Here is a 21,581-nt window from a genome sequence, read left to right as displayed (position 1 = left end):
TCGGGGGCAATGCGCCCAAGTCCGGTGAGAGCCCGAACGAAGTTAGACGAGAGGACGGCATGAGCAACGGTGGCCCCTGGGGGGGAGGCAACGACGAGGACCCGCGCGACGGGCGCCGCAACGACGGCCCGCGGCGGCCGGGCGAGGCGCCGCCGATCCCCGAGATCGAGGAGATCATGAAGAAGGGCTCGGAGCAATTGCGCGTCCTGATGGGCGGGCGCGGCGGCCCGTCCGGGCCGGGCGGCGGCGGCCGTCGCGGCGGCAAGGGGGCGGCGCCCGCGGGCGGCGGCTTCTCGCGCGGGGGGGTGGCGCTGGGCCTTCTGGCGCTGGTCGCCGGCTGGGTCTATCTGTCGCTTTACACCGTGCGCACCGAGGAACGCTCGGTCGAGCTGATGTTCGGCCGTTTCGTCGGTGTGGGCGAGCCGGGTCTGAACTTTGCCCCCTGGCCGGTGGTCAGGGCCGAGCTGGTGCAGCTGTCGGCCGAACGGACCATCGACATCGGCACCGGGCGCATGGGCGCGCAGGACAGCGGCCTGATGCTGACCCGCGACCAGAACATCGTGGATATCGAATTCCAGGTGGTCTGGAACGTGGCCGACCCGGCCAAGTTTCTGTTCAACCTGGCCGATCCCGAAGGCACGATCCGCGCCGTGGCCGAAAGCGCCATGCGCGACATCATCGCGCGTTCGGAGCTGGCGCCGATCCTCAACCGCGACCGCGGCACGATCGGTCAGGAGCTGAAGGAAGCCGTCCAGAACACGCTCGACAGCTATGATGCCGGGATCAGCGTGATCCGGATCAACTTCGACCGTGCCGACCCTCCGCGCGAGGTGATCGACAGCTTCCGCGAAGTGCAGGCCGCCCAGCAGGAGCGTGACCGGCTCGAGAAGGAAGCCGATGCCTATGCCAACCGGGTTCTGGCCGGGGCGCGCGGGGACGCCGCGCAGCTGGTCGAGAATGCCGAGGCCTATCGCGCGCGCGTCGTGAACGAAGCCGAGGGTGAGGCCAGCCGCTTCAAGGCGGTCTATGACGAATATGTCAAGGCGCCCGAGGTGACGCGGCGACGGATGTATCTGGAAACGATGGAGAAGGTTCTGGGCGACGTGAACAAGGTCATCCTGGACGATGTGACCGGCGAGACGGGCGGCGTGGTGCCCTATCTGCCGCTTGACCAGCTGCGCCCGACGGGCACGGCGCAGAAGGCGGGGGGCAACTGAGATGGCACGTTCGCAATTCCTGGTTCCCGCCGTGGTCGTTCTGGGCGGTCTGGTGCTGAGCGCGATCTACACCGTGGACGAACGCGAAAAGGCGCTGGTCCTCCAGTTCGGCGAGGTCAAGGCCGTCAAGGAAGGCCCCGGCCTGGCGTTCAAGCTGCCGGTGGTGCAGGAGGTCGTCCGCTACGAGGACCGCATCCTGAGCCTGACGACCCCGCCGCTCGAGGTGACGCCGCTCGATGACCGCCGGCTGGTGGTCGACGCCTTCGCGCGCTGGCGCATCATCGACGTGGTGCGCTTCCGTCAGGCGGTCGGCGCGCAGGGCGAGCGGCTGGCGCAGGACCGGCTTCAGAACCTGATCGTCAATGCCATCCGCGAGGTGATGGGGGCGGTGCCTTCGACCGACGTGCTGTCGAACGACCGCACCGTGCTGATGAACCGCATCCGCGATCTGGCCAAGAAGGAAGCCGCGGCGCTGGGCGTCGATGTGATCGACGTGCGGCTGACGCGCACCGATCTGCCTGACCAGAACCTTGCCGCCACCTTCGCGCGGATGCGCGCCGAGCGCGAACGCGAGGCCGCCGACGAGCGGGCGCGGGGTGGCGAGGCCGCGCAGCGGGTGCGGGCGGCGGCCGACCGGACCGTGGTCGAGCTGACCTCCGAGGCCAAGAAACAGGCCGAGGTGATCCGCGGTGAAGCCGATGCCGCGCGGAACAGCATCTATGCCGAAGCCTTTGGCCGCGATCCCGAATTCTTTGCCTTCACCCGCTCGCTGACCGCTTATGAGCGCGCGCTTCAGGCCGGGAATTCGTCGATCGTGATGCGTCCCGACAGCGTCTTCTTCGACTATCTGAAGACGCCCGAGGGGCATGGTGCGCCGGCCCGCTGATCGGACCGGCGCGGGCGCGCGCATGAACCGGCGCGCGCCATGAGCGGGGCGGGGTTGCCCGCGCTGTCGCCGGGGCTGATCGTGGCCGCGCTGGCGGCGGTGCTGATCGTCGAGGGGCTGGTGCTGGCGCTGGCCCCCCGCCAGATCGAGCGGGTGCTGGCGGCGCTGGCCGAGCTGTCGCCCGAGATGCGCCGCAATCTTGGCCTTGTGGCAATGACGATCGGCATCGGCCTTCTGTGGCTGATCCGCTCACCGGGGGTGCCTGAGTGCCCCCCGCTTCGAAAGGCGCGCGTCCCGCGCGCCTTCTTGCGTTTCATTCCTTCGGTGTTTTCAACGGCTTCGGCAGAGATTTGCGCATGATCGGCCACAACTTGCCTGTCACGGGCATGTGACGCGCCGCGAAAGGATGGTTGCCTTGTGCAGAAATCCGGGCAGGGTCATTTATGACGCACCCGCGGCCGCTTGGGCTGCATGCTGCAAACGGAGGTTTGAGCCATGAGGAAGTCGGACCGGACGGTCTCCACGAAAGCCGAAATCGGGAAAGCGCGCGCGCCAGCGGGGGCGGGACCGGGGCTTGCGCGGGCCGGAACCCGTGCCGCCTCGCGGTTGGCGGCGGCGGTCGTCCTGGGGCTGTCGGTCGCCCTGGTCCAGCCCGCGCCGAGCTTTGCCCGCGCCGCCCCCGAGAGCTTTGCCTCGCTGGTCGAACAGGTCAGCCCGGCGGTCGTCAACATCACCACCACGACCATGGTCGCCGCGCCGACGCTGCGCGGGCCGGTGTTCCCGCCCGGTTCGCCCTTCGAGGATCTGTTCCGCGACTTCGGCATGCCCGGCCAGCGCCCCGGCACGCCGCAGCGGTCGAACGCGCTGGGCTCGGGCTTCGTGATCTCGGAAGATGGGTTCATCGTCACCAATAACCACGTGATCGAAGGCGCCGACGAGATCCAGATCGAATTCTTCGGCGGCGACACGCTGCCTGCCAAGGTGGTGGGCACCGATCCCAAGACCGATATCGCCGTGCTCAAGGTCGAGAGCGACAAGCCGCTGTCGCATGTCAGCTTCGGCGACAGCGATCTGGCGCGCGTCGGCGACTGGGTGATGGCGGTCGGCAACCCGCTGGGGCAGGGCTTCTCGGTCAGCGCCGGGATCGTCTCGGCGCGCAACCGCGAGCTGTCGGGCACCTATGACGACTATCTTCAGACCGATGCCGCCATCAACCGCGGCAATTCGGGCGGGCCGCTCTTCAACATGGACGGGCAGGTGATCGGGGTGAACACCGCGATCCTGTCGCCCAATGGCGGCTCGATCGGGATCGGCTTCTCGATGGCGTCGAATGTCGTCTCGAAGGTGGTCGATCAGCTCAAGAAATACGGCGAGACGCGGCGCGGCTGGCTGGGCGTCAAGATCCAGGACATCGGCCCCGACATGGCCGAGGCCATGGGCCTGAGCGCCGGCGCGGGGGCGCTGGTGACCGAGGTGCCCGAGGGGCCGGCGCGCGATGCGGGCGTCGAGGCGGGCGATGTCATCACCGCCTTCGATGGCGGCGAGGTCAAGGATACCCGCGATCTGGTGCGCCGCGTGGCCGATGCGCCGGTGGGCGAGGCCGTGCGGGTGACGGTCCTGCGCGAGGGCAAGTCGAAGACGCTTCTGGTGACGCTGGGCCGGCGCGAGCTGGCCGAGGGCGAGGCGGTTCCCGCCGCCGTGCGCGCGCCGCAGAAGGCCGAGGCCGATATCCTGGGCATGCGCCTGGCGCCGATGACGCCGGAGCTGGCCTCCGAGCTGGGGCTGTCGGCGGGTGCCGAGGGGCTGGTGGTCAAGGACGTGGACCAGAGCACCGACGCCTGGGACAAGGGCCTGCGGCCGGGCGATGTGATCATCGAGGCCGGTCAGCAGCCGGTGGCGGCGCTGGGCGATCTGGAAGCGCGCATCGAGGAGACCCGCGCGGCGGGGCGGCGCTCGATGCTGCTTCTGATCCGCCGCGGTGGCGAGCCGCGCTTTGTCGCGGTGTCGGTGTCCTGATGCCCCCCGCGCGCGGTCCGCGCGTTCGAAACGCGGAAAAGGGCGCCTTCGGGCGCCCTTTTTCATGGGTGGTTTCGTGGGGGGCGTTGGAGGTGCGCGCGTCAGTCGGCGCTGTCCGCCGGGCCCCAGGGCAGAACGCCCAGTTCGCGCGCCGCGCGCAGCGACAGGACCGCGCTGTCGAGACCGCGCGGGCGTTGATAGAGCCGCACAGCCCGCGCGGTCGCGGCGTCCATCGTGCCCGTGGGCGCGCCCGCCAGCAGCCCGCGCACCGCCAGCGCGCGTTGCAGGAGCGTGAGCGTCTCGGGGGTCATGTCTTCGGCGCAGGGCACCTCGAACCACATCCGCGTGCGCTCGGAGACGATGCGCTGATGGGTTTCGGTGCGCCAGCGGGCCGGTGCGGTGATGGTGCCGGTCTTTGGGTCGCGCGTCTCGGGGGTGATCTGGACCTGTTCGGTCACGGTCTCGATATGGGCGGGCAATGTGTCTTCGGCCCAGCATCCTGGCGTGCCTTCGGCCGGGGCGCGGGGGCGGGCCACATCGGCCAGGCTGGTCAGGGGCGCGATGGCGGCATTGGGGGCCACGGGCCGCGTTCCCTGGGCCGCGACGGGCAGGGCCAGCGATGCAAGCGCAAGGCCGGTCATCAGGGCGGAAAGGGGAGATCTGGCGGACATGCGGGGGACAGGGGCCTGCGGGTTCCGGGGGCGATGCGCCCGAGACTAGCCGCACAGGGGGGGCGGCGAAAGGGGCCTTGGCCGCGACGAAAGGGACGCCCGCGGGCCGCGATCACGGGGACGCGACAGGCGGGCGCGTGCGAAGCTCTGGTCAAGCGCGCCCCTTTGGCCTAAGCCTTTGGCCGAGATCGCGCAGGGGGGCGCCTCAACGGCCCGGCGGCTGCGCACAAGGAGGAAAGGAACGCGGAAATGGCCCGTATCACCTATATCGAGCACAATGGAACCGAACATGTCGTGGACGTGCGTCCGGGCTTGACGGTCATGGAAGGCGCGCGCGACAACAATATTCCCGGCATCGACGCCGATTGCGGGGGCGCCTGTGCCTGCTCGACCTGCCATGTCTATGTGGACCCGGCCTGGGTCGACCGTCTTCCCAAGAAGCAGGCGGTCGAGGAAGACATGCTGGACTTTGCCTATCAGCCCGACCCCAAGCGTTCGCGGCTGACCTGTCAGATCAAGGTGACCGACGCCATTGACGGGCTGGTCGTGCATATCCCCGAAAAGCAGATCTGATCCCGCAAATTCCCCGATTGCGACGCAAGGTCGCCTTTGGCCCGCGGGCGGTCGCGCGCGGGCAGGCGGCAGTGGGGGCGCGCGGCAAATGTCGCTGCAAGCGGCGCATCCCCCCTTCCCCCTCTCGGCGGCCGCAGGTCAGGAAAGGACCCAGCATGAGTGCATTCGTTCTGACGGTGAAATGCCCCTCGGGCCGCGGGATCGTGGCGGCCATTTCGGTGTTCCTGAGCGAGCAGGGATGCAATATCACCGACAGTGCGCAATATGACGACCCGATCACGGGCATGTTCTTCATGCGCGTTTCGGTGGTGTCGGAAACGGGCGCAGCCGGCGAGACGCTGCGCACGGCCTTTGCCCCCATCGCCGCGAAATTCGACATGGAATGGGCCATCCACGATGCCGACAAGCGGATGAAAGTCCTGCTGATGGTGTCGAATTTCGGCCATTGTCTCAATGACCTGCTCTATCGCTACCTGATCGGCGCGCTGCCGATCGATCTGGTGGGCGTGGTGTCGAACCACATGACCTATCAGAAGGTCGTGGTGAACCATGACGTGCCCTTCTTCCACATCAAGGTGACCAAGGACACCAAGCCCGAGGCCGAGGCGCGCCTTCTGGCCGCGATCGAGGAGACGGGGGCGGAACTGGTGGTGCTGGCGCGCTACATGCAGGTGCTGTCGGACGAGGTTTGCCGCAAGATGGAAGGGCGGATCATCAACATCCACCATTCCTTCCTGCCGTCCTTCAAGGGCGCCAACCCCTACAAGCAGGCCTATGAGCGCGGCGTGAAGCTGATCGGGGCAACGGCGCATTACGTGACCGCCGATCTGGACGAGGGTCCGATCATCGAGCAGGACACCGTGCGCATCACCCATGCCCAGAGCGCCGAGGATTACGTGAGCCTGGGCCGCGATGTCGAGGCGCAGGTTCTGGCGCGGGCCATCCATGCCCATATCCACCACCGCGTTTTCCTCAATGGAAACAAGACGGTGGTCTTCCCGGCCAGTCCGGGCAGCTATGCCTCCGAGCGCATGGGCTGAACCGTCGCACAGATCCGATGCCGAAGGCCGCGCGGGGGACCGGGCGGCCTTTTTCGTGGCCCGGACGAACAACCCTGAATTTAGCTGTTGACTTTGCGAACGCCCTTGGGTATAAGTCATGCCAAGCTAGGACAGGTCGGCAAGCGGCGCGGGTGCACCCCGCAGCCGCTTTTTTCATGTCCTCCGGTCCATGTCTCCCGTGACGGTCACGGGCCTGAAAGGCGGACATTTACCTGAATGACTGTGACATTCTCCGGCGGGGAAGGGGGCTCGGGCGATCTGATCGCCGAGACCGAGGCAATCTTTCGTGACACCGCGTTCGAACTGGCGGCGGCGCTGCGCGATCTGCGCGCCGGTCCGCCGACCGATGCAAAGGCGGCGGTGCAGGCCGTCCGCGACCTGCGCGCGGCGTTGCAGATGGTGATGGATGAAAGGAACCGCGTTGAAAAGCTTCGCAAGAACATCGCCGGGGACGCCGGAAGCGGGGCGCTTGACCTTGACGCCGCCCGCGATGAGATCGGGCGCCGCCTGGCTTGCCTCCGCCGGGCCGGAGGAGGTTGACGCCTTCCTGTCGGGGCTGAGCGGCAATGCGCTGTTGGCGCTGCCGTGGATGTTCGATTTCTGGGCGCTGCCGCATCAATTGCCGCCCGAGGGCGCCTGGCGGACCTGGGTCATCATGGGGGGGCGGGGGGCGGGCAAGACCCGCGCCGGCGCGGAATGGGTGCGCCGGCAGGTCGAGGGGGCGGGGCCGCGCGATCGGGGGGTGGCGCGGCACCTGGCGTTGGTGGGCGAGACGCTTGACCAGGCGCGCGAGGTGATGGTCTTCGGCGAAAGCGGGATCATTGCCTGCACGCCCCCCGACCGCCGCCCGGTCTGGGAGGCGACGCGGCGCCGGCTGGTCTGGCCCAATGGCGCGGTGGCGCAGGTCTTTTCCGCGCATGATCCCGAAAGCCTGCGCGGGCCTCAGTTCGACGCCGCCTGGGCCGACGAGCTGGCCAAGTGGCGCCGCGCCGAGGAGGCCTGGGACATGCTGCAATTCGCGCTGCGGCTGGGGACGCATCCGCGCCAGGTGGTGACGACGACGCCGCGCAATGTGGCGGTTCTGAAGGCGATGCTGGACAACCCCTCGACCGTGGTCACCCATGCCCCGACCGAGGCCAACCGGGCCTATCTGGCGCAGTCCTTCCTGGATGAGGTGCAGGCGCGCTATGGCGGCACGCGGCTGGGCCGGCAGGAGCTGGAGGGGGTGCTTCTGGAGGACATGGAGGGCGCGCTGTGGAGCACGGCGGGTCTTGAGGCGGCGCGGGTTGCCGATGTGCCCGAACTGGACCGCATCGTCGTGGCGCTGGACCCGGCGGTCAGCGGCGGGCGGCGGTCGGACGAATGCGGGATCGTGGTGGCGGGGGCGGTGACGCGGGGCGATCCGCGCGACTGGCGGGCCTATGTGCTTGAGGATGCCTCGGTGCGCGGCCGCCCCACCGCCTGGGCCGAGGCGGCGATGGCGGCGATGGCGCGTCATGGCGCCGAGCGGCTGGTGGCCGAGGTCAACCAGGGCGGCGATCTGGTCGAGGCGGTGGTGCGACAGGTCGATCCGCTGGTGCCCTTTACCGCGCTGCGGGCCGGGCGCGGCAAGGGGCTGCGCGCCGAGCCGGTGGCCGCGCTCTATGAACAGGGGCGGGTGCATCACCTGCGCGGTCTGGGCGCGCTCGAGGACCAGATGTGCCGGATGACGGCGCAGGGCTATCGCGGATCGGGCAGCCCCGACCGGCTGGACGCGCTGGTCTGGGCGCTGACCGAGCTGATCCTGACGCCCGCGGCGCGGTTCCGCCGCCCGCAGATGCGGACGCTCTGAGCGCCCGTTCCCTTTCGCTTCGACGGGGCCGCCGCGCGGCCCCCATTTTCAGGACGGGCCGGCGGGGACGCCGTTTGCCCGGCGGGCCGGCATGTCCGCGGCAAGGAGATCCGAATGGTGATGGAATTCTTCACGGCAAGGCGGCGCGCCCCCGAGCGGCCGGCCAAGGACGCCCCGGCCGAGGTCAAGGCCTCGGCCACGGGGCGGGTGGTGGCGCTGGCGGCGGGGGCGGGGCGCGCGGTCTGGAGCCCGCGCGACACCGCCAGCCTGATGCGCAACGGCTTTGCGGGCAATCCGGTGGGGTTCCGGTCGGTCCGGCTGATCGCGGAGGCGGCGGCGGCGCTGCCGCTGCTGTGCGCCGATGCCGAGCGGCGCTATGACGTGCATCCGGTGCTGGACCTTCTGCGCCGGCCCAATGCGGGGCAGGGGCGGGCCGAGCTGCTCGAGGCGCTCTATGGCCAGATCCTGCTGTCGGGGAACGGTTATCTGGAGGCGGTGACCGATGCGCCGGGGCTGCCGCGCGAGCTGCATGTGCTGCGCTCGGACCGGATGCGGGTGGTGCCGGGGCAGGACGGCTGGCCGGTGGCCTATGACTATGCCGTGGGCGGGCGCACGCATCGCTTCGACATGACCGGGCATCCCGATCCGATCTGCCATATCCGTGCCTTTCACCCGCAGGACGACCATTACGGCCTGTCGCCCCTTCAGGCGGCGGCGGTGGCGATCGACGTGCACAATGCTGCCAGCGGCTGGTCGAAGGCGCTTCTGGACAATGCCGCGCGGCCCTCGGGGGCGATCGTCTATCGCGGGGCCGACGGGCAGGGCGTGCTGAGCCCCGAGCAATACGACCGGCTGGTCTTCGAGATGGAGACGCATCACCAGGGCGCGCGCAATGCCGGGCGGCCGATGCTGCTTGAGGGGGGGCTGGACTGGAAACCGATGGGGTTCTCGCCTTCGGACATGGAATTCCACGAGACCAAGCTGGCCGCCGCGCGCGAGATCGCCACCGCCTTTGGGGTGCCGCCGATGCTTCTGGGCATTCCGGGCGACGCCACCTACGCCAATTACCAGGAGGCCAACCGCGCCTTCTATCGGCTGACGGTGCTGCCGCTGGCCACGCGGGTGGCGGCGGCGCTGGCGTGGTGGCTGTCCACGCATCTGGGCCAGATTGTCGATCTGCGGCCCGATCTGGACCAGATCCCGGCGCTGGCGTCCGAGCGCGACCAGCTCTGGGCGCGGGTGTCGGAGGCCGCCTTCCTGACGGATGCGGAAAAGCGCAGCCTGTTGGGCCTGCCGCCGCTTGACGAAGGCTGAGGCATGCAGACGGGCGGCTCGCGCTTTCTCAAGGCGCCCTTCGAGGTGCACGAGCAGCGTTTCGAGGCCACCGAGCGGATCATGGCCTTGCAATTCGCGCAGGTGGAAAAGCGGCTCGAGCGGATCGAGGCGATGATCGCCGGGCTGGAGCGGCGGCTGTGGATGGCCGTCTATGGCGTGGTGGCGGTGATCCTGACGCAGGCCGTGCAGGGCATTCTGGAATTCGCGCCTAGGTAGGGAAATCAAGCATGACGGGTGAATACGGGCTGGAACGCAAGTTCTGCCGGACGGAGGGGTCTGTCCGGGTGACCGATGACAAGGTGATCTCGGGCTATGCCAGCCTTTTCGGGCAGGCCGATCAGGGCGGCGATGTGGTCAGCCCCGGCGCCTATGGGGCGGGGCTGGCGCGGCTGGCCGAACGCGGCGGGACGGTCAAGATGCTCTGGCAGCACGACCCCGGCCAGCCCATCGGCGTCTGGGACGAGATCCGCGAGGACGCCCGCGGGCTGTGGGTCAAGGGGCGGCTTCTGCCTGAAATCCCCCGCGCGCGCGAGGCCGCCGCCCTGATCGCGGCCGGCGCGATCGACGGGCTGTCGATCGGCTATCGCACGCGGGTGGCCGAACGCACCGCCAAGGGGCGCCGTCTCGACGAGATCGAGCTGTGGGAGGTGTCGCTGGTCACCTTCCCGATGCTGCCCGAGGCGCGGGTGGCGGGCAAGGCCGGGGCCCTGCCGGCGGCGCCCGATCTGGCCGGGCTGACCCAGGCCCTGAGCGCGGCCGCCCGCGCGCTGGCCGGCCGCTAGGCGTGTTCATTCCCAACATGGAGACGACGATGAAAGAGGAGACGCAGGCGCGGACCGACGAGGGCGGGCCGCAGGACCAGGCGGTCGCGCTGAAGGCCGCGCTGGGTGAATTCGTCAGTGAAGTCAAGAGCTTTCAGGCCGATATCCGGTCCCGGCTGCAACAACAGGAAGACCGCATGAGCATTCTCGATCGCAAGAGCCACATCCCCGGCCGCCCCGCGCTGGCCACCGCCGCCGCCGAGGAGGCGCCCCACCGCAAGGCCTTTGCCGCCTATCTGCGCTCGGGCGATGACGACGGGCTGCGCGGGATCGTCCCCGAGGCCAAGGCGCTGAACACGCAGGTCGCGGCCGAGGGCGGCTATCTGGTCGACCCGCAGACCTCGGAGACGATCCGCGGCGTGCTGATGGCCACCGCCTCGATCCGCCAGATCGCCAATGTGGTCAATGTCGAGGCCAGCTCGTTCGACGTGCTGGTCGATCATACCGAGATGGGCTCGGGCTGGGCGACCGAGACCGCGACCCTGACCGAGACCACGACGCCGCAGATCGACCGCATCTCGATCCCGCTGCACGAGCTTTCGGCGATGCCCAAGGCCAGCCAGCGGCTGCTGGACGACAGCGCCTTTGATATCGAGGGCTGGCTGGCGGCGCGCATCGCCGACCGTTTTGCCCGCGCCGAGGCGGCGGCCTTCGTGTCGGGGGACGGGGTGGACAAGCCCACGGGTTTCCTGACCCATCCCAAGGTGGCCGAGGCCAGCTGGAGCTGGGGGAGCCTGGGTTATGTGGCCACCGGCGCCGATGGCGATTTCGCCGCCGTCAATGCCTCGGATGCGATCGTGGATCTGGTCTATGCGCTGTCGGCCGAATACCGCGCCAACGCCAGCTTCGTGATGAATTCCAAGACCGCCGGCGCCGTGCGCAAGATGAAGGACGCCGACGGGCGCTTCCTGTGGTCGGACGGGCTGGCGGCGGGGGAGCCCGCGCGGCTGATGGGCTATCCGGTGCTGGTGGCCGAGGACATGCCCGACATCGCCTCGGGCACCTATGCGCTGGCGTTCGGTGATTTCGGCTATGGCTACACGATCGCCGAGCGTCCCGACCTGCGGGTGCTGCGCGATCCCTTCTCGGCCAAGCCGCATGTGCTGTTCTATGCCTCCAAGCGCGTGGGCGGGGATGTGAGCGACTTCGCGGCGATCAAGCTGCTGAAATTCGCCACCTCCTGAGCGCAGCCCCGTCCGGAAAGGCGCGCCGTGCTGGTGGCGCGCCTTTCCCCCGGCCCCTGGGGCCGAACCTTTGCGGAGACAGAACATGTTGCTGATCGAGACGGGCAGCGTGGCGACGGCTGCCTTGCCGGTGGCCGAGTTGCGCGATCATCTGCGGCTGGGCACGGGCTTTGCCGATATAGGCGCGCTTGATGCGATGCTTGAGGCCTGCTTGCGCGCCGCGATCGGCGCGATCGAGGGGCGCACGGCCAAGGCGCTGCTTTCGCGGGACTTTCGGCTGACGCTGGACGCCTGGCGCGGGGGGGCGGAGGGCCAGCCGCTGCCCCTTGCGCCGGTCTCGGAGGTGCGCGCGTTCAGCCTTGAGGATGCGGCGGGGACCACGCAGACCGTCGATCCCGCGACCTATCGCCTGGCCGCTGATCTGGCGCGGCCGCGGCTGATCGGGCGCGGGGCGGGGGGGCTGCCGGCGATCCCCGCCGACGGGCGCGCGGTGATCGAATTCACCGCCGGTTTCGGGCCCGACTGGCCGTCGGTGCCGGTCGATCTGCGTCAGGCGGTGATGCTGCTGGCGGCGCAATATTACGAGCTGCGCCACGAGGGCGTGGACGAGACCGGGGCGATGCCCTTCGGCGTGCTGGCGCTGATCGAACGCTGGCGCACGGTGCGGGTGCTGGGGGGCGGCGCATGAGCGCGCCGGTCCTGAACCATCTGCTGATCCTCGAGGAGGGGCAGCGCGTGGACGACGGCGCGGGGGGGGCGGATCTGACCTGGGTCGAGCGCGGGCGGCTCTGGGCGGAGATGCGGCCGGGCACGGGGCGCGAACGCGCGGCACAGGAGCTGGCGCTGTCGCGGGTGGCCTGGATCATCACCACCCGCGCCGCGCCGCCTGACAGCCCCGCGCGCCCGCGCGCCCATCAGCGCCTGCGCGAGGGAAGCCGGATCTTCCACATCCTGGCGGTGGCCGAGGCCGACACCCGCGCGCGCTGGCTGCGCATCCATGCCGAGGAGGAGGTGGTCGCATGAGCTATGCCGGTGCATCCGCGCTCCAGACCGCGGTCTATCAGCATCTTTCCGCGTCGCCCGCGCTTCAGGCGCTGGTCGGCACGGCGATCCACGATGCCGCCCCGCCGGGGCCGATCAGCGGCACCTATGTCAGCCTTGGCCCCGAGGAGGTGCGCGACGCCTCTGACCAGAGCGGGCCCGGCGCGCGGCACGATTTCACCGTTGTCGTGGTGTCGGATGCGGCCGGCTTCCATCTGGCCAAGGAGGTGGCGGGGGTGGTCTCGGACCTGCTGGTGGGGGCGGATCTGCCGCTGACGCGCGGCCGTCTGGTGGCGCTGTGGTTCCTGCGCGCCCGGGCCCGACGGGTGGAAAACGCCACCGCGCGGCGCATCGACCTGACCTTCCGGGCGCGGGTCGAACTCTAGCCCGCTTGCACAAATCGAACATTCCGGCGCCTCGGACCGCTGTCTGGCCGGAGATTTCCATCGAATTTCGGAGAAAAGCACATGGCAGCGCAAAGCGGCAAGGATCTGCTGATCAAGCTGGACACGAACGGGGCCGGTCTCTTCGAGACCCTGGCGGGGCTGCGGGCCACGCGGCTGAGCTTCAACGCCGAGACGGTCGAGGTCACCTCGCTGGAAAGCCAGGGCGGCTGGCGCGAACTTCTGGCCGGTGCGGGGATGCGCTCGGCGGCGATCTCGGGCTCGGGGGTGTTCCGCGACGCCGCCACCGACGAGCGCGCGCGCCAGATCTTCTTTGACGCCGAGGCCCCCGATTTCCAGGTCATCATCCCCGATTTCGGCATCGTCGAGGGGGCGTTCATGATCTCGGGCATCGAATATGCGGGCACCCACGACGGCGAGGCCACCTTCGAGATGACGATGGTTTCGGCCGGGCCGCTGAACTTCACCGCGATCTGAGGAGGGCCGTGCGATGGCGAACCCCTGGACGGGTGAGGTGGAGGTCGTGGTGGAGGGCCGGGCCTGGCGGGCCAAGCTGACGCTGGGGGCGCTGGCCGAGCTGGAGGAGAGCCTGGGCGCGCCCAGCCTCGTGGCGCTGGTCGAGCGCTTCGAGGAGGGGCGTTTCAGCACGCGCGACGTGCTGGCGGTTCTGCTGGCGGGGCTGCGCGCGGCCGGCTGGCCGGGGACGGCGGCCGATCTGGCCGGCGCGCGGATCGAGGGCGGCCCGATCGGGGCGGCGCGCGCGGCGGGCGCGCTTCTGGCGCGGGCCTTCGCGCTGCCCGAGGGGGCCACGCCATGACCGGCGCGCTGGATTGGGCGGGGCTGATGCGCGCGGGGCTTCAGGGGCTGGGCCTTGAGCCGCGGGTGTTCTGGGCGCTGACGCCGGTCGAACTGGCGGTGATGCTGGGTCTGGGCGCGGGGCCCGGGGCGCTGGGGCGCGCAGGTCTCGAGGATCTGATCGCGCGCTTTCCCGATGGCGCCGGAAAGGACGAGAAATGACCGAGATCGAGGGGATCGACAGCCTGGCCGAGGAGGCCGCGCGGCTGGAGCGCAACCTGGGCAATGCCGAGGCGATGACTGCGGCCTTCGGCGACGAGCTGGGGCGGATGCGGGAAAGCCTGCTCTATACCGGGCGCGAGGTCGGGGTTCTGTCGAACGGGATCGGGCGCGGGCTGCGGCGCGCCTTCGACGGCGTGATCTTCGACGGGATGAAGCTGTCGGACGCGCTGCGGGGGGTGGCAGCCAGCATGGCGCAAAGCGCCTATGACGTGGCGATGCGGCCGGTCCAGCAGAGCCTCGGCGGGGCGCTGGCTTCGGGGGTGAACAGCCTGCTGAGCGGGCTCTTGCCCTTTGCCCGCGGGGGCGCCTTCTCGCAGGGGCGGGTGATGCCTTTCGCCAAGGGGGGCGTGGTGGCGCAGGCGACCGGCTTTCCCTTGCGCAACGGCCGCGGGCTGATGGGCGAGGCCGGCCCCGAGGCGATCTTGCCGCTGGCGCGCGGGGCCGATGGCCGGCTGGGCGTGCAAGGGGGCGCGGGCGGGCGCCCGGTCAATGTCACCGTCAATGTCTCGACCCCGGATGCGGCGGGATTTGCCCGCTCGCAGGGGCAGATCGCGGCGCAGATGGCCCGCCTGATCGCGCGCGGCGAGCGCAACCGCTGAGGAACTCACATGGCATTTCACGAGATCCGCTTTCCGGCCAGCCTGAGCTTCGGCTCGGTCGGCGGGCCGCAGCGGCGCACCGATATCGTCACGCTGGCCTCGGGCTTTGAGGAGCGCAACACGCCCTGGGCGCATTCCCGCCGCCGCTATGACGCCGGGCTGGGGCTGCGCGCGCTGGACGATGTCGAGGCGCTGATCGCCTTTTTCGAGGCGCGCCAGGGCCAGTTGCACGGCTTTCGCTGGAAGGATTGGGCCGATTACCGGTCCGCGCCCGCCTCGCGCCAGATCGCCTATGACGACCAGGTGTTGGGGATTGGTGACGGGCAGACCACGACATTTCGGCTTCAGAAGCGCTATGCCTCGGGCGGGCATGCCTATCTGCGCCCGATCACCAAGCCGGTGGCGGGCAGCGTGCGCGTGGGCCTCCAGGGCCATCACGCCAGCGAGGGCGCCGATTTCACCGTGGATGCCACCACCGGAACGGTGGTCTTCGACGCGCCTCCGCCGCGGGGGGCGCAGGTGACGGCGGGGTTCGAATTCGACGTGCCGGTGCGGTTCGATACCGACGAGATCCAGGTCTCGGTGGCGTCGTTCCAGGCGGGCGATCTGCCCCAGGTGCCGGTGGTGGAGCTGCGGATCAGATGAGCTTTTCCAATGCGTTGAAGGACCATCTTGGCACGGGCGCCACGACGCTGTGCCGGGCCTGGGCGGTGGCGCGCACCGATGGCGTGGTGCTGGGCTTCACCGACCATGACGGCCCGCTTGACTTTGCCGGGATCGCCTTTCGCCCCGAAAGCGGGATGACGGCGCTGGCGCTCGAGCAATCGACGGGGCTGTCGGTCGACAATACCGAGATCGTGGGCGCGCTGAGTTCCGCCGCGATCACCGAGGCCGATATCAGCGCGGGGCGCTATGACGGGGCCGAGGTGACGGTCTGGCTGGTCAACTGGCGCGCGCCCGAGATGCGCGCCGAGATCTTTCGCGGCGCCATCGGCGAGGTGCGCCGGACCGAGGGCCGGTTCACCGCCGAATTGCGCGGGCAGGCGGCCCCCTTGGGCGACACGCAGGGCCGCATCTTCCATCCGCGTTGCGCGGCGGTGCTGGGCGATGCGGCCTGCGGGGTCGATCTTTCGGGGGCGGGCTACCGCGCCGAATGGGCGGTGGAGGAGGTGTCCGAGGGGCGGATCTTCGTGTTCGCCAGCCAACCCGGTTTTTCGCCCGGATGGTTCGAAAAGGGCAAATTGACAGTGCTCGAGGGCCCGTCGGCGGGGCTGATCGGTGTGATCAAGACAGATCGGGAAGACGGGCAGACCCGCCGGGTCGAGCTGTGGCAGGCGGTGCGGGCCGAGCTGGCGCCGGGCACCCGGCTGCGGCTTGAGGCGGGTTGCGACCGCCGCGCCGAGACCTGCCGCAGCAAATTCGCCAATTTCGCCAACTTCCGGGGCTTTCCGCATGTGCCGGGCGACGATTGGCTGACCACCTATCCCGCGCAAGGGGCGCGCAACGACGGCGGGAGCCTGTTCAAATGAGCCGCGACGACATCGTGCAGGCCGCGCGGGCCTGGATCGGCACGCCCTATCTGCATCAGCAATCGCGCCGCGGCGTGGGGGCCGATTGCCTGGGGCTGATCCGTGGGCTCTGGCGCGAGACCTGCGGCCCCGAACCCGAGACCCCGCCGGCCTACAGCGCCGACTGGTCCGAGCCCGCGCATGAGGAGGCGCTCTGGGCGGCGGCGCGGCGGCATCTGCGCCCCATCCCCGAGGCCGTGCCCTTGCGGCCCGCGCAGGTGCTTCTGTTTCGCATGCGCGCGGGCGCGGTAGCCAAGCATCTGGGCGTGCTGAGCGCGGCCGGGCCCGCGCCGCGCTTCATCCACGCCTATACCGGGCACGGCGTCATCGAAAGCCCGTTGGCCCCGCCCTGGGCGCGCCGCATCGTGGCGCGGTTCGATTTCCCGCAGCTTGTGATCCGGAACGGAGAAACCTGATGGCGACACTTCTGCTTTCGGCTGCCGGTTCCGCCCTGGGGGCGGGGGTGGGCGGATCGGTCCTGGGGCTGTCGGGCGCGGTCATCGGCCGGGCTGTGGGGGCGACGCTGGGCCGAGCGATCGACCAGCGGCTTCTGGGCGGCGGCGGGCGCGCGGTCCAGACCGGACGGGTCGAGCGGTTTCGCATCATGGGCGCCTCGGAGGGGGCCGCGGTCGGGCGCGTCTGGGGGCGGATGCGGGTGGCGGGCCAGGTGATCTGGGCCACCCGTTTCATCGAGACCGCGCAGGTCCAGCGCGCGGGCAAGGGCGCGCCGCGGGCGGTCTCGACGTCTTACAGCTATACGGTCAGCCTGGCTGTCGCGCTCTGCGAGGGGGTGATCGACAGGGTCGGCCGGATCTGGGCCGATGGCGTCGAGATTGCGCCCGACAGCTATAATTTCCGCGTCTATCCGGGCACCGAGGACCAGATCCCCGACGCCAAGATCGAGGCGGTCGAGGGCGCGGGCCAGGCGCCGGCCTATCGCGGCATTGCCTATGTGGTCTTCGAGGATCTGCCGCTGGCCGATTTCGGCAACCGCGTGCCGCAGCTGACCTTCGAGGTGGTGCGCCCCGCGCAAGGGCCGGGCATCGAGGACGTGCCGGATCTGGGCCGGGCGATCCGCGCCGTCGCCATGATCCCCGGCACGGGCGAATATGCGCTGGCCACGACGCCGGTGCATTTCGACTATGGCCTGGGCGAGGTGGTCTCGGCCAATCTCCACACGCCGGGGGGGCAGACCGATTTCCGCGTGTCGCTGGACGCGCTGTCGCAGGAATTGCCGCGGTGCGAGGCGGTGTCGCTGGTGGTGTCGTGGTTCGGCGACGACCTGCGCGCGGGGGAATGCCGGCTGCGCCCGCGGGTCGAGACGCAGACCTTCGAGGGCGTGGGCCAGGTCTGGCGCGCAGGCGGCATCGGCCGGGCCGAGGCGGGGCTGGTGGCCACGCAGGACGGGGCGCCGGTCTATGGGGGCACGCCCTCGGATGCTTCGGTGCGCGAGGCGATCGCGGCGCTGAAGGCGGCCGGCAAGGCGGTGCTGTTCTATCCCTTCGTGCTGATGGAGCAGACCGCGGGCAACAGCCTGCCCGATCCCTGGACCGGCACCACGGGTCAGCCGGCGCTGCCCTGGCGCGGGCGGATCACCACGTCGCTTGCGCCGGGTCTGCCCGGAAGCCCCGATGGCACCGCCGCCGCGGTGGCCGAAGTGGCCGCTTTCGTCGGCACGGCGACACCGGCCGATTTTACCATTTCGAACGGTGAGCTGGTCTATACCGGCCCGAATGACTGGTCGCTGCGCCGGTTCGTTTTACATTATGCAACATTGTGCGCGCAGGCCGGCGGCGTGGACGCCTTTTGCATCGGCTCCGAGTTCCGCAGCCTGACCCAGATCCGTGGGCCCGGCAACAGCTTCCCGATGGTGGCGGCACTGCGCGCGCTGGCGGCCGATGTGCGCACCATCCTGGGCCCGGAGTGCAAGCTGGGCTATGCCGCCGACTGGTCGGAATATTTCGGCTATCATCCGGGCGGGGGCGAGGTCTTCTTCCATCTCGATCCGCTCTGGGCGGATGCCGAGATCGACTTCATCGGCATCGACAATTACATGCCGCTGTCGGATTGGCGCGAGGGGGCGGACCACCTGGATGCGGGCTGGGGCGCGATCCACGATCTGGGCTATCTGCAATCGAACATCGAGGGCGGCGAGGGCTTCGATTGGTATTACGCCAATGCCGCCCATCGCGCGGCGCAGATCCGCACGCCGATCACCGATGACGCCTATGGCGAGCCCTGGATCTGGCGTTACAAGGACATTCGCAACTGGTGGTCGCAGCCCCATCACGACCGGCCGGGCGGGCTGCGCGCGGCGACACCCACGGCCTGGGAGCCGGGCGCCAAGCCGATCTGGTTCACCGAGATCGGCTGTCCTGCGGTCGACAAGGGCACCAACCAGCCCAACGTTTTCCTGGACCCGAAAAGCGCGGAATCGGCGCTGCCGCATTTCTCGGACGGGCGGCGCGACGAGCTGATCCAGATGCAATATCTGCGCGCGGTGACCGATTACTGGACGCGCCATGCGCCGGTCTCGCCGGTCTATGGCGGCCCGATGGTGCCGCCCGAGCGCATCCATGCCTGGGCCTGGGACGCACGGCCCTTCCCGGCCTTTCCGGCGCGGGCGGATCTGTGGAGCGACGCCGAGAATTACCGCCGGGGCCATTGGTTGAACGGGCGGGTCAGTGCGCAGCCGCTGGGCTCGGTCGTGGGCGAGATCTGCGCGGCGGCGGGCATCACGCGGGTCGATGTCAGCGCGCTGCCGGGGCTGGTGCGCGGGATGAGCCTGAGCGAGGGCGAGACCGGGCGCGCGGCACTTCAGGTGCTGATGCTGGCGCTGGGGTTCGACGCCGCCGAACGCGCGGGCAAGCTGGTCTTTGCGCGCCGCACGGGCCGCGCGGTGGCGCAGATCGGGGCCGAAGATCTGGCCGAGGGCGAGGGGGGCGCGCGGCTGGCCGTGGCGCGGGCGCCGGCGGCCGAGACGACGGGACGCATCCGGCTGAGCTATGTCGAGGCCGAGGGCGATTTCGAGGCCCGTGCGGTCGAGGCGATCTTTCCCGACGAGCCGGGCACGGCGCCGGCGGGATCCGAGCTGCCGCTGGCGCTTTTGCGTTCCGAGGCGCAGGCGATTGCCGAACGCTGGCTGGCCGAGGCGCGGGTGGCGCGGGACGCGGTGACGCTGAGCCTGCCGCCGTCGCGCGCAGACCTGGGCGCGGGCGATGTGATCGCGCTGGAAAGCGACGGGGTTTCGGGGCTTTACCGGATCGACCGACAGGATCAGGCCGAAGCGGTGACGCTGGAGGCAGTGCGGGTGGAGCCGGGGCTTTATGTTCCCGCCGACGAGGCCGACGGCGCAATCCGCACCGCCGATTTCGTGCCGCCGCTGCCCGTCATGGCGCAGTTCATGGACCTGCCGCTTCTGCGCGGCGACGAAGACCCGGCCGCCCCGCATGTGGCGGCGACGGGCCTGCCCTGGCCGGGGGCGGTGGCGGTCTGGTCGGCGCCGCAGGACGCGGGCTATGCGCTGGGGGCGACCTTGCGCCAGCGCGCGGTGATCGGGGCCACGCTCGACCCGCTGCCGCGAGCCCGGCCGGGGGTCTGGGACCGTGGGCCGGGGCTGCGAATCCGGCTGAAGACCGGCGCGCTGGAAAGCGTCACCACGGCGGCGCTGTTTGCGGGGGCGAATGCGCTGGCGATCGGCGCGGGCGCGGATGGCGATTGGGAGGTGCTGCAATTCGCGCAAGCCCAGGCCTTGGCGCCGGGTGTCTGGGAGATCGGGACGCGGCTGCGCGGGCAGGCCGGCACCGATGGCATCATGCCCGATGTCTGGCCGGTGGGCAGCCTGGTGGTTTTGCTCGATGGCGCGGCCGAACAGATCCCGCTGGCCGAATCCGCGCGTGGTCTGGCGCGGCATTACCGCGTGGGGCCGGCCGGGCGCAGCTATGACGACCCGTCCTATACCCACGAGATTCTTGCCTTTTCCGGGGTGGGGCTGCGGCCCTATGCGCCGGCGCATCTGCGCGCGCGGCGCGCGGGCAGTGACTGGGATCTGTCTTGGGTGCGGCGCACGCGGATCGACGGCGACAGCTGGGAAAGCCTCGAGGTGCCGCTGGGCGAGGCGCGCGAGCTCTATCGGTTGCGCATCTATACGGGCAGCACGCTGCGCCGCGAGGTCCAGACCGGCACCTCCGCCTTCACCTATTCCGCCGCGATGCGGGCCGCCGACGGCATTGCCGGGGCCTTTGCGGTCCATGTGGCGCAAATCTCCGACGCATTCGGCGCCGGCCCTGACACGAGGATTGTGATTGATGGCTGAAACGACCCGTCTTGCCCTGCCGTTCCTTGAGGCCGCGCAGGCGCAGAAACATGTCACCGTGAACGAGGCGCTGGTGCGTCTGGACGGGCTGGTGAACCCGGTCCTGGTCTCGCGCAGCCTGGGCGTGCCGCCGGTGGTGGTGGCCGAAGGCGCCTGCTACGGCGTGCCCCTGGGGGCGGTCAACGCCTGGGCCGGGCATGAGGGCGAGATCGCCATCGCCAGTAACGGCGGCTGGGTCTTTGCCGCCCCGCAGGCGGGCTGGCGCGTCTGGATCGCTGACGAGGGGCAGGGGGCGGTGCATTCGGGCGCCGATTGGGTGGCCGGCGCGCTGACGCTCTCGCCCTTTGGGGCGGGGCTGATCGCGCGGGTGATCGAGGCCGATCATGTCATCGCCGCGGGGGCCAGCTCGACCACGGCGGCGCTGATCCCGGCCGGCGGCATGGTGATCGGGGTCAGCGCGCGGGTGGTGGCCGAGATCACCGGCACCTTGTCGAGCTGGCAGCTGGGCAATGCCGGGGCGCCGGACCGGTTCGGGTCGGGGCTGGGGCTGGGGCTGGGGTCGTGGGCGCGGGGCATGCTGTCGGCGCCGATGACCTTCTGGGCGCCCGAGACGCTGGTCCTGACCGCGATGGGGGGCGATTTCGCGGCCGGCACGGTGCGCATCGCGGTGCATGTGGTGGAGATCACGTTGCCTTCGGTCTGAGATGCGCCCGCTCACGCTGGGTGATGCCTCGGCCGCGGCGCGGGTGCTGACGGGGTTGCCGGCACCCGCGCGGGCCCGCGCGCTGGCGGGCATGATCGCGCGCGCCGAGGCGGCGGACCGCTATCGCAAACGGTTGGGGCGGGCGCATCCGCATTGGGGCAATGGCGCGCTGATGGCGGCGGCCGGTCCCGCCCCGCCCGAGCCGTTTCTGGCCGACGCGGCGTATCTGGACTGCCTGCGCCTTGTGCTTGCCGCATTGGCATGGCATCGCGCAGAGGC

General features: G+C 70.2%; 25 protein-coding genes and 1 pseudogene. 25 read left to right on the top strand and 1 reads right to left on the bottom strand.

Annotated features, from left to right (window positions below; translation table 11 throughout):
* The first annotated feature begins 59 nt into the window (after positions 1-59).
* From hflK to BW949_RS00530, 4 genes are all read left to right on the top strand, one after another.
* On the top strand, positions 60-1,217 hold the full coding sequence (hflK, locus tag BW949_RS00545; RefSeq protein ID WP_076362988.1) for an FtsH protease activity modulator HflK: 1,158 nt from the start codon (positions 60-62) through the stop codon (positions 1,215-1,217).
* A gap of 1 nt (position 1,218) precedes the next feature.
* Entirely contained in the window at positions 1,219-2,103 is an 885-nt protein-coding gene (hflC, locus tag BW949_RS00540) for a protease modulator HflC (protein ID WP_076362987.1), read from the top strand.
* Positions 2,104-2,142: 39 nt separating this feature from the next.
* Positions 2,143-2,463 (top strand): DUF2065 domain-containing protein, encoded by a 321-nt coding sequence (locus tag BW949_RS00535; RefSeq protein WP_076362986.1) that lies wholly within the window; start codon positions 2,143-2,145, stop codon positions 2,461-2,463.
* 135 nt (positions 2,464-2,598) lie between these two features.
* On the top strand, positions 2,599-4,119 hold the full coding sequence (locus BW949_RS00530; protein ID WP_083947501.1) for a DegQ family serine endoprotease: 1,521 nt from the start codon (positions 2,599-2,601) through the stop codon (positions 4,117-4,119).
* A gap of 101 nt (positions 4,120-4,220) precedes the next feature.
* On the opposite strand, the gene BW949_RS00525 is transcribed toward BW949_RS00530, so the two are convergent.
* Entirely contained in the window at positions 4,221-4,760 is a 540-nt protein-coding gene (locus BW949_RS00525; RefSeq protein ID WP_076362985.1) for a peptidoglycan-binding domain-containing protein, read from the bottom strand.
* A 279-nt stretch (positions 4,761-5,039) separates the two neighbouring features.
* Here BW949_RS00525 and BW949_RS00520 point away from each other — a divergent pair, with 279 nt between their 5' ends.
* The 21 genes and pseudogenes from BW949_RS00520 to BW949_RS17785 form a co-directional block, all read left to right on the top strand.
* On the top strand, positions 5,040-5,363 hold the full coding sequence (locus tag BW949_RS00520) for a 2Fe-2S iron-sulfur cluster-binding protein (RefSeq protein ID WP_076362984.1): 324 nt from the start codon (positions 5,040-5,042) through the stop codon (positions 5,361-5,363).
* Between the two features lie 155 nt (positions 5,364-5,518).
* Positions 5,519-6,403 carry a formyltetrahydrofolate deformylase gene (purU, locus tag BW949_RS00515; RefSeq protein WP_076362983.1) on the top strand — a complete coding sequence of 295 codons (885 nt, stop codon included), beginning with the start codon at positions 5,519-5,521 and terminating at the stop codon, positions 6,401-6,403.
* Positions 6,404-6,640: 237 nt separating this feature from the next.
* A complete protein-coding gene (locus BW949_RS00510; protein WP_076362982.1) occupies positions 6,641-6,964 on the top strand; it encodes a hypothetical protein in 324 nt (107 codons plus the stop codon).
* Complete coding sequence (locus BW949_RS00505) at positions 6,915-8,255, top strand: DNA-packaging protein (RefSeq protein ID WP_076362981.1); 1,341 nt, start codon at positions 6,915-6,917, stop codon at positions 8,253-8,255. The genes BW949_RS00510 and BW949_RS00505 overlap by 50 nt, the downstream gene beginning before the upstream one ends.
* Positions 8,256-8,375: 120 nt before the next feature.
* The gene (locus BW949_RS00500) at positions 8,376-9,569 is read left to right on the top strand and encodes a phage portal protein (protein ID WP_407947229.1); all 1,194 of its coding nucleotides are present in this window, start codon (positions 8,376-8,378) and stop codon (positions 9,567-9,569) included.
* A 3-nt stretch (positions 9,570-9,572) separates the two neighbouring features.
* Positions 9,573-9,806, top strand: a complete 234-nt coding sequence (locus BW949_RS00495) for a GTA head formation protein, RCAP_rcc01685 family (protein WP_076362979.1) — start codon at positions 9,573-9,575, stop codon at positions 9,804-9,806.
* Positions 9,807-9,817: 11 nt separating this feature from the next.
* Positions 9,818-10,372: an HK97 family phage prohead protease gene (locus BW949_RS00490; RefSeq protein ID WP_076362978.1), complete on the top strand. Its 555-nt coding sequence runs from the start codon at positions 9,818-9,820 to the stop codon at positions 10,370-10,372.
* A 29-nt stretch (positions 10,373-10,401) separates the two neighbouring features.
* Positions 10,402-11,595 carry a phage major capsid protein gene (locus tag BW949_RS00485; protein ID WP_076362977.1) on the top strand — a complete coding sequence of 398 codons (1,194 nt, stop codon included), beginning with the start codon at positions 10,402-10,404 and terminating at the stop codon, positions 11,593-11,595.
* Positions 11,596-11,680: 85 nt separating this feature from the next.
* On the top strand, positions 11,681-12,283 hold the full coding sequence (locus tag BW949_RS00480) for a head-tail connector protein (protein WP_076362976.1): 603 nt from the start codon (positions 11,681-11,683) through the stop codon (positions 12,281-12,283).
* Positions 12,280-12,618, top strand: a complete 339-nt coding sequence (locus BW949_RS00475) for a head-tail adaptor protein (RefSeq protein ID WP_076362975.1) — start codon at positions 12,280-12,282, stop codon at positions 12,616-12,618. The genes BW949_RS00480 and BW949_RS00475 overlap by 4 nt, the downstream gene beginning before the upstream one ends.
* Positions 12,615-13,022: a DUF3168 domain-containing protein gene (locus BW949_RS00470; RefSeq protein ID WP_076362974.1), complete on the top strand. Its 408-nt coding sequence runs from the start codon at positions 12,615-12,617 to the stop codon at positions 13,020-13,022. The genes BW949_RS00475 and BW949_RS00470 overlap by 4 nt, the downstream gene beginning before the upstream one ends.
* 81 nt (positions 13,023-13,103) lie before the next feature.
* On the top strand, positions 13,104-13,517 hold the full coding sequence (locus tag BW949_RS00465) for a phage major tail protein, TP901-1 family (protein WP_076362973.1): 414 nt from the start codon (positions 13,104-13,106) through the stop codon (positions 13,515-13,517).
* Between the two features lie 13 nt (positions 13,518-13,530).
* The gene (locus tag BW949_RS00460) at positions 13,531-13,857 is read left to right on the top strand and encodes a gene transfer agent family protein (protein WP_076362972.1); all 327 of its coding nucleotides are present in this window, start codon (positions 13,531-13,533) and stop codon (positions 13,855-13,857) included.
* The gene (locus BW949_RS00455) at positions 13,854-14,057 is read left to right on the top strand and encodes a rcc01693 family protein (RefSeq protein WP_076362971.1); all 204 of its coding nucleotides are present in this window, start codon (positions 13,854-13,856) and stop codon (positions 14,055-14,057) included. The genes BW949_RS00460 and BW949_RS00455 overlap by 4 nt, the downstream gene beginning before the upstream one ends.
* A 5-nt stretch (positions 14,058-14,062) precedes the next feature.
* Entirely contained in the window at positions 14,063-14,716 is a 654-nt protein-coding gene (locus BW949_RS00450) for a phage tail tape measure protein (protein WP_179747527.1), read from the top strand.
* A 9-nt stretch (positions 14,717-14,725) separates the two neighbouring features.
* Positions 14,726-15,361 (top strand): DUF2460 domain-containing protein, encoded by a 636-nt coding sequence (locus BW949_RS00445; RefSeq protein WP_076362969.1) that lies wholly within the window; start codon positions 14,726-14,728, stop codon positions 15,359-15,361.
* Positions 15,358-16,245 (top strand): DUF2163 domain-containing protein, encoded by an 888-nt coding sequence (locus BW949_RS00440; protein ID WP_076362968.1) that lies wholly within the window; start codon positions 15,358-15,360, stop codon positions 16,243-16,245. The genes BW949_RS00445 and BW949_RS00440 overlap by 4 nt, the downstream gene beginning before the upstream one ends.
* A complete protein-coding gene (locus BW949_RS00435) occupies positions 16,242-16,700 on the top strand; it encodes a C40 family peptidase (protein WP_076362967.1) in 459 nt (152 codons plus the stop codon). Before BW949_RS00440 ends, BW949_RS00435 begins: the two co-directional genes overlap by 4 nt.
* Complete coding sequence (locus BW949_RS00430; protein ID WP_076362966.1) at positions 16,700-20,599, top strand: baseplate multidomain protein megatron; 3,900 nt, start codon at positions 16,700-16,702, stop codon at positions 20,597-20,599. The genes BW949_RS00435 and BW949_RS00430 overlap by 1 nt, the downstream gene beginning before the upstream one ends.
* Positions 20,592-21,302, top strand: a complete 711-nt coding sequence (locus BW949_RS00425) for a DUF2793 domain-containing protein (protein ID WP_076362965.1) — start codon at positions 20,592-20,594, stop codon at positions 21,300-21,302. The genes BW949_RS00430 and BW949_RS00425 overlap by 8 nt, the downstream gene beginning before the upstream one ends.
* Positions 21,271-21,549: pseudogene (locus BW949_RS17785) on the top strand (DUF7742 family protein); the annotation flags it as partial. The gene BW949_RS00425 and the pseudogene BW949_RS17785, both read left to right, overlap by 32 nt.
* Positions 21,550-21,581 lie beyond the last annotated feature (32 nt).

It is taken from the genome of Phaeovulum vinaykumarii (assembly GCF_900156695.1).
GTDB lineage: Bacteria > Pseudomonadota > Alphaproteobacteria > Rhodobacterales > Rhodobacteraceae > Bieblia_A > Bieblia_A vinaykumarii.
This window is presented reverse-complemented; position numbering and strand designations above follow the sequence as displayed.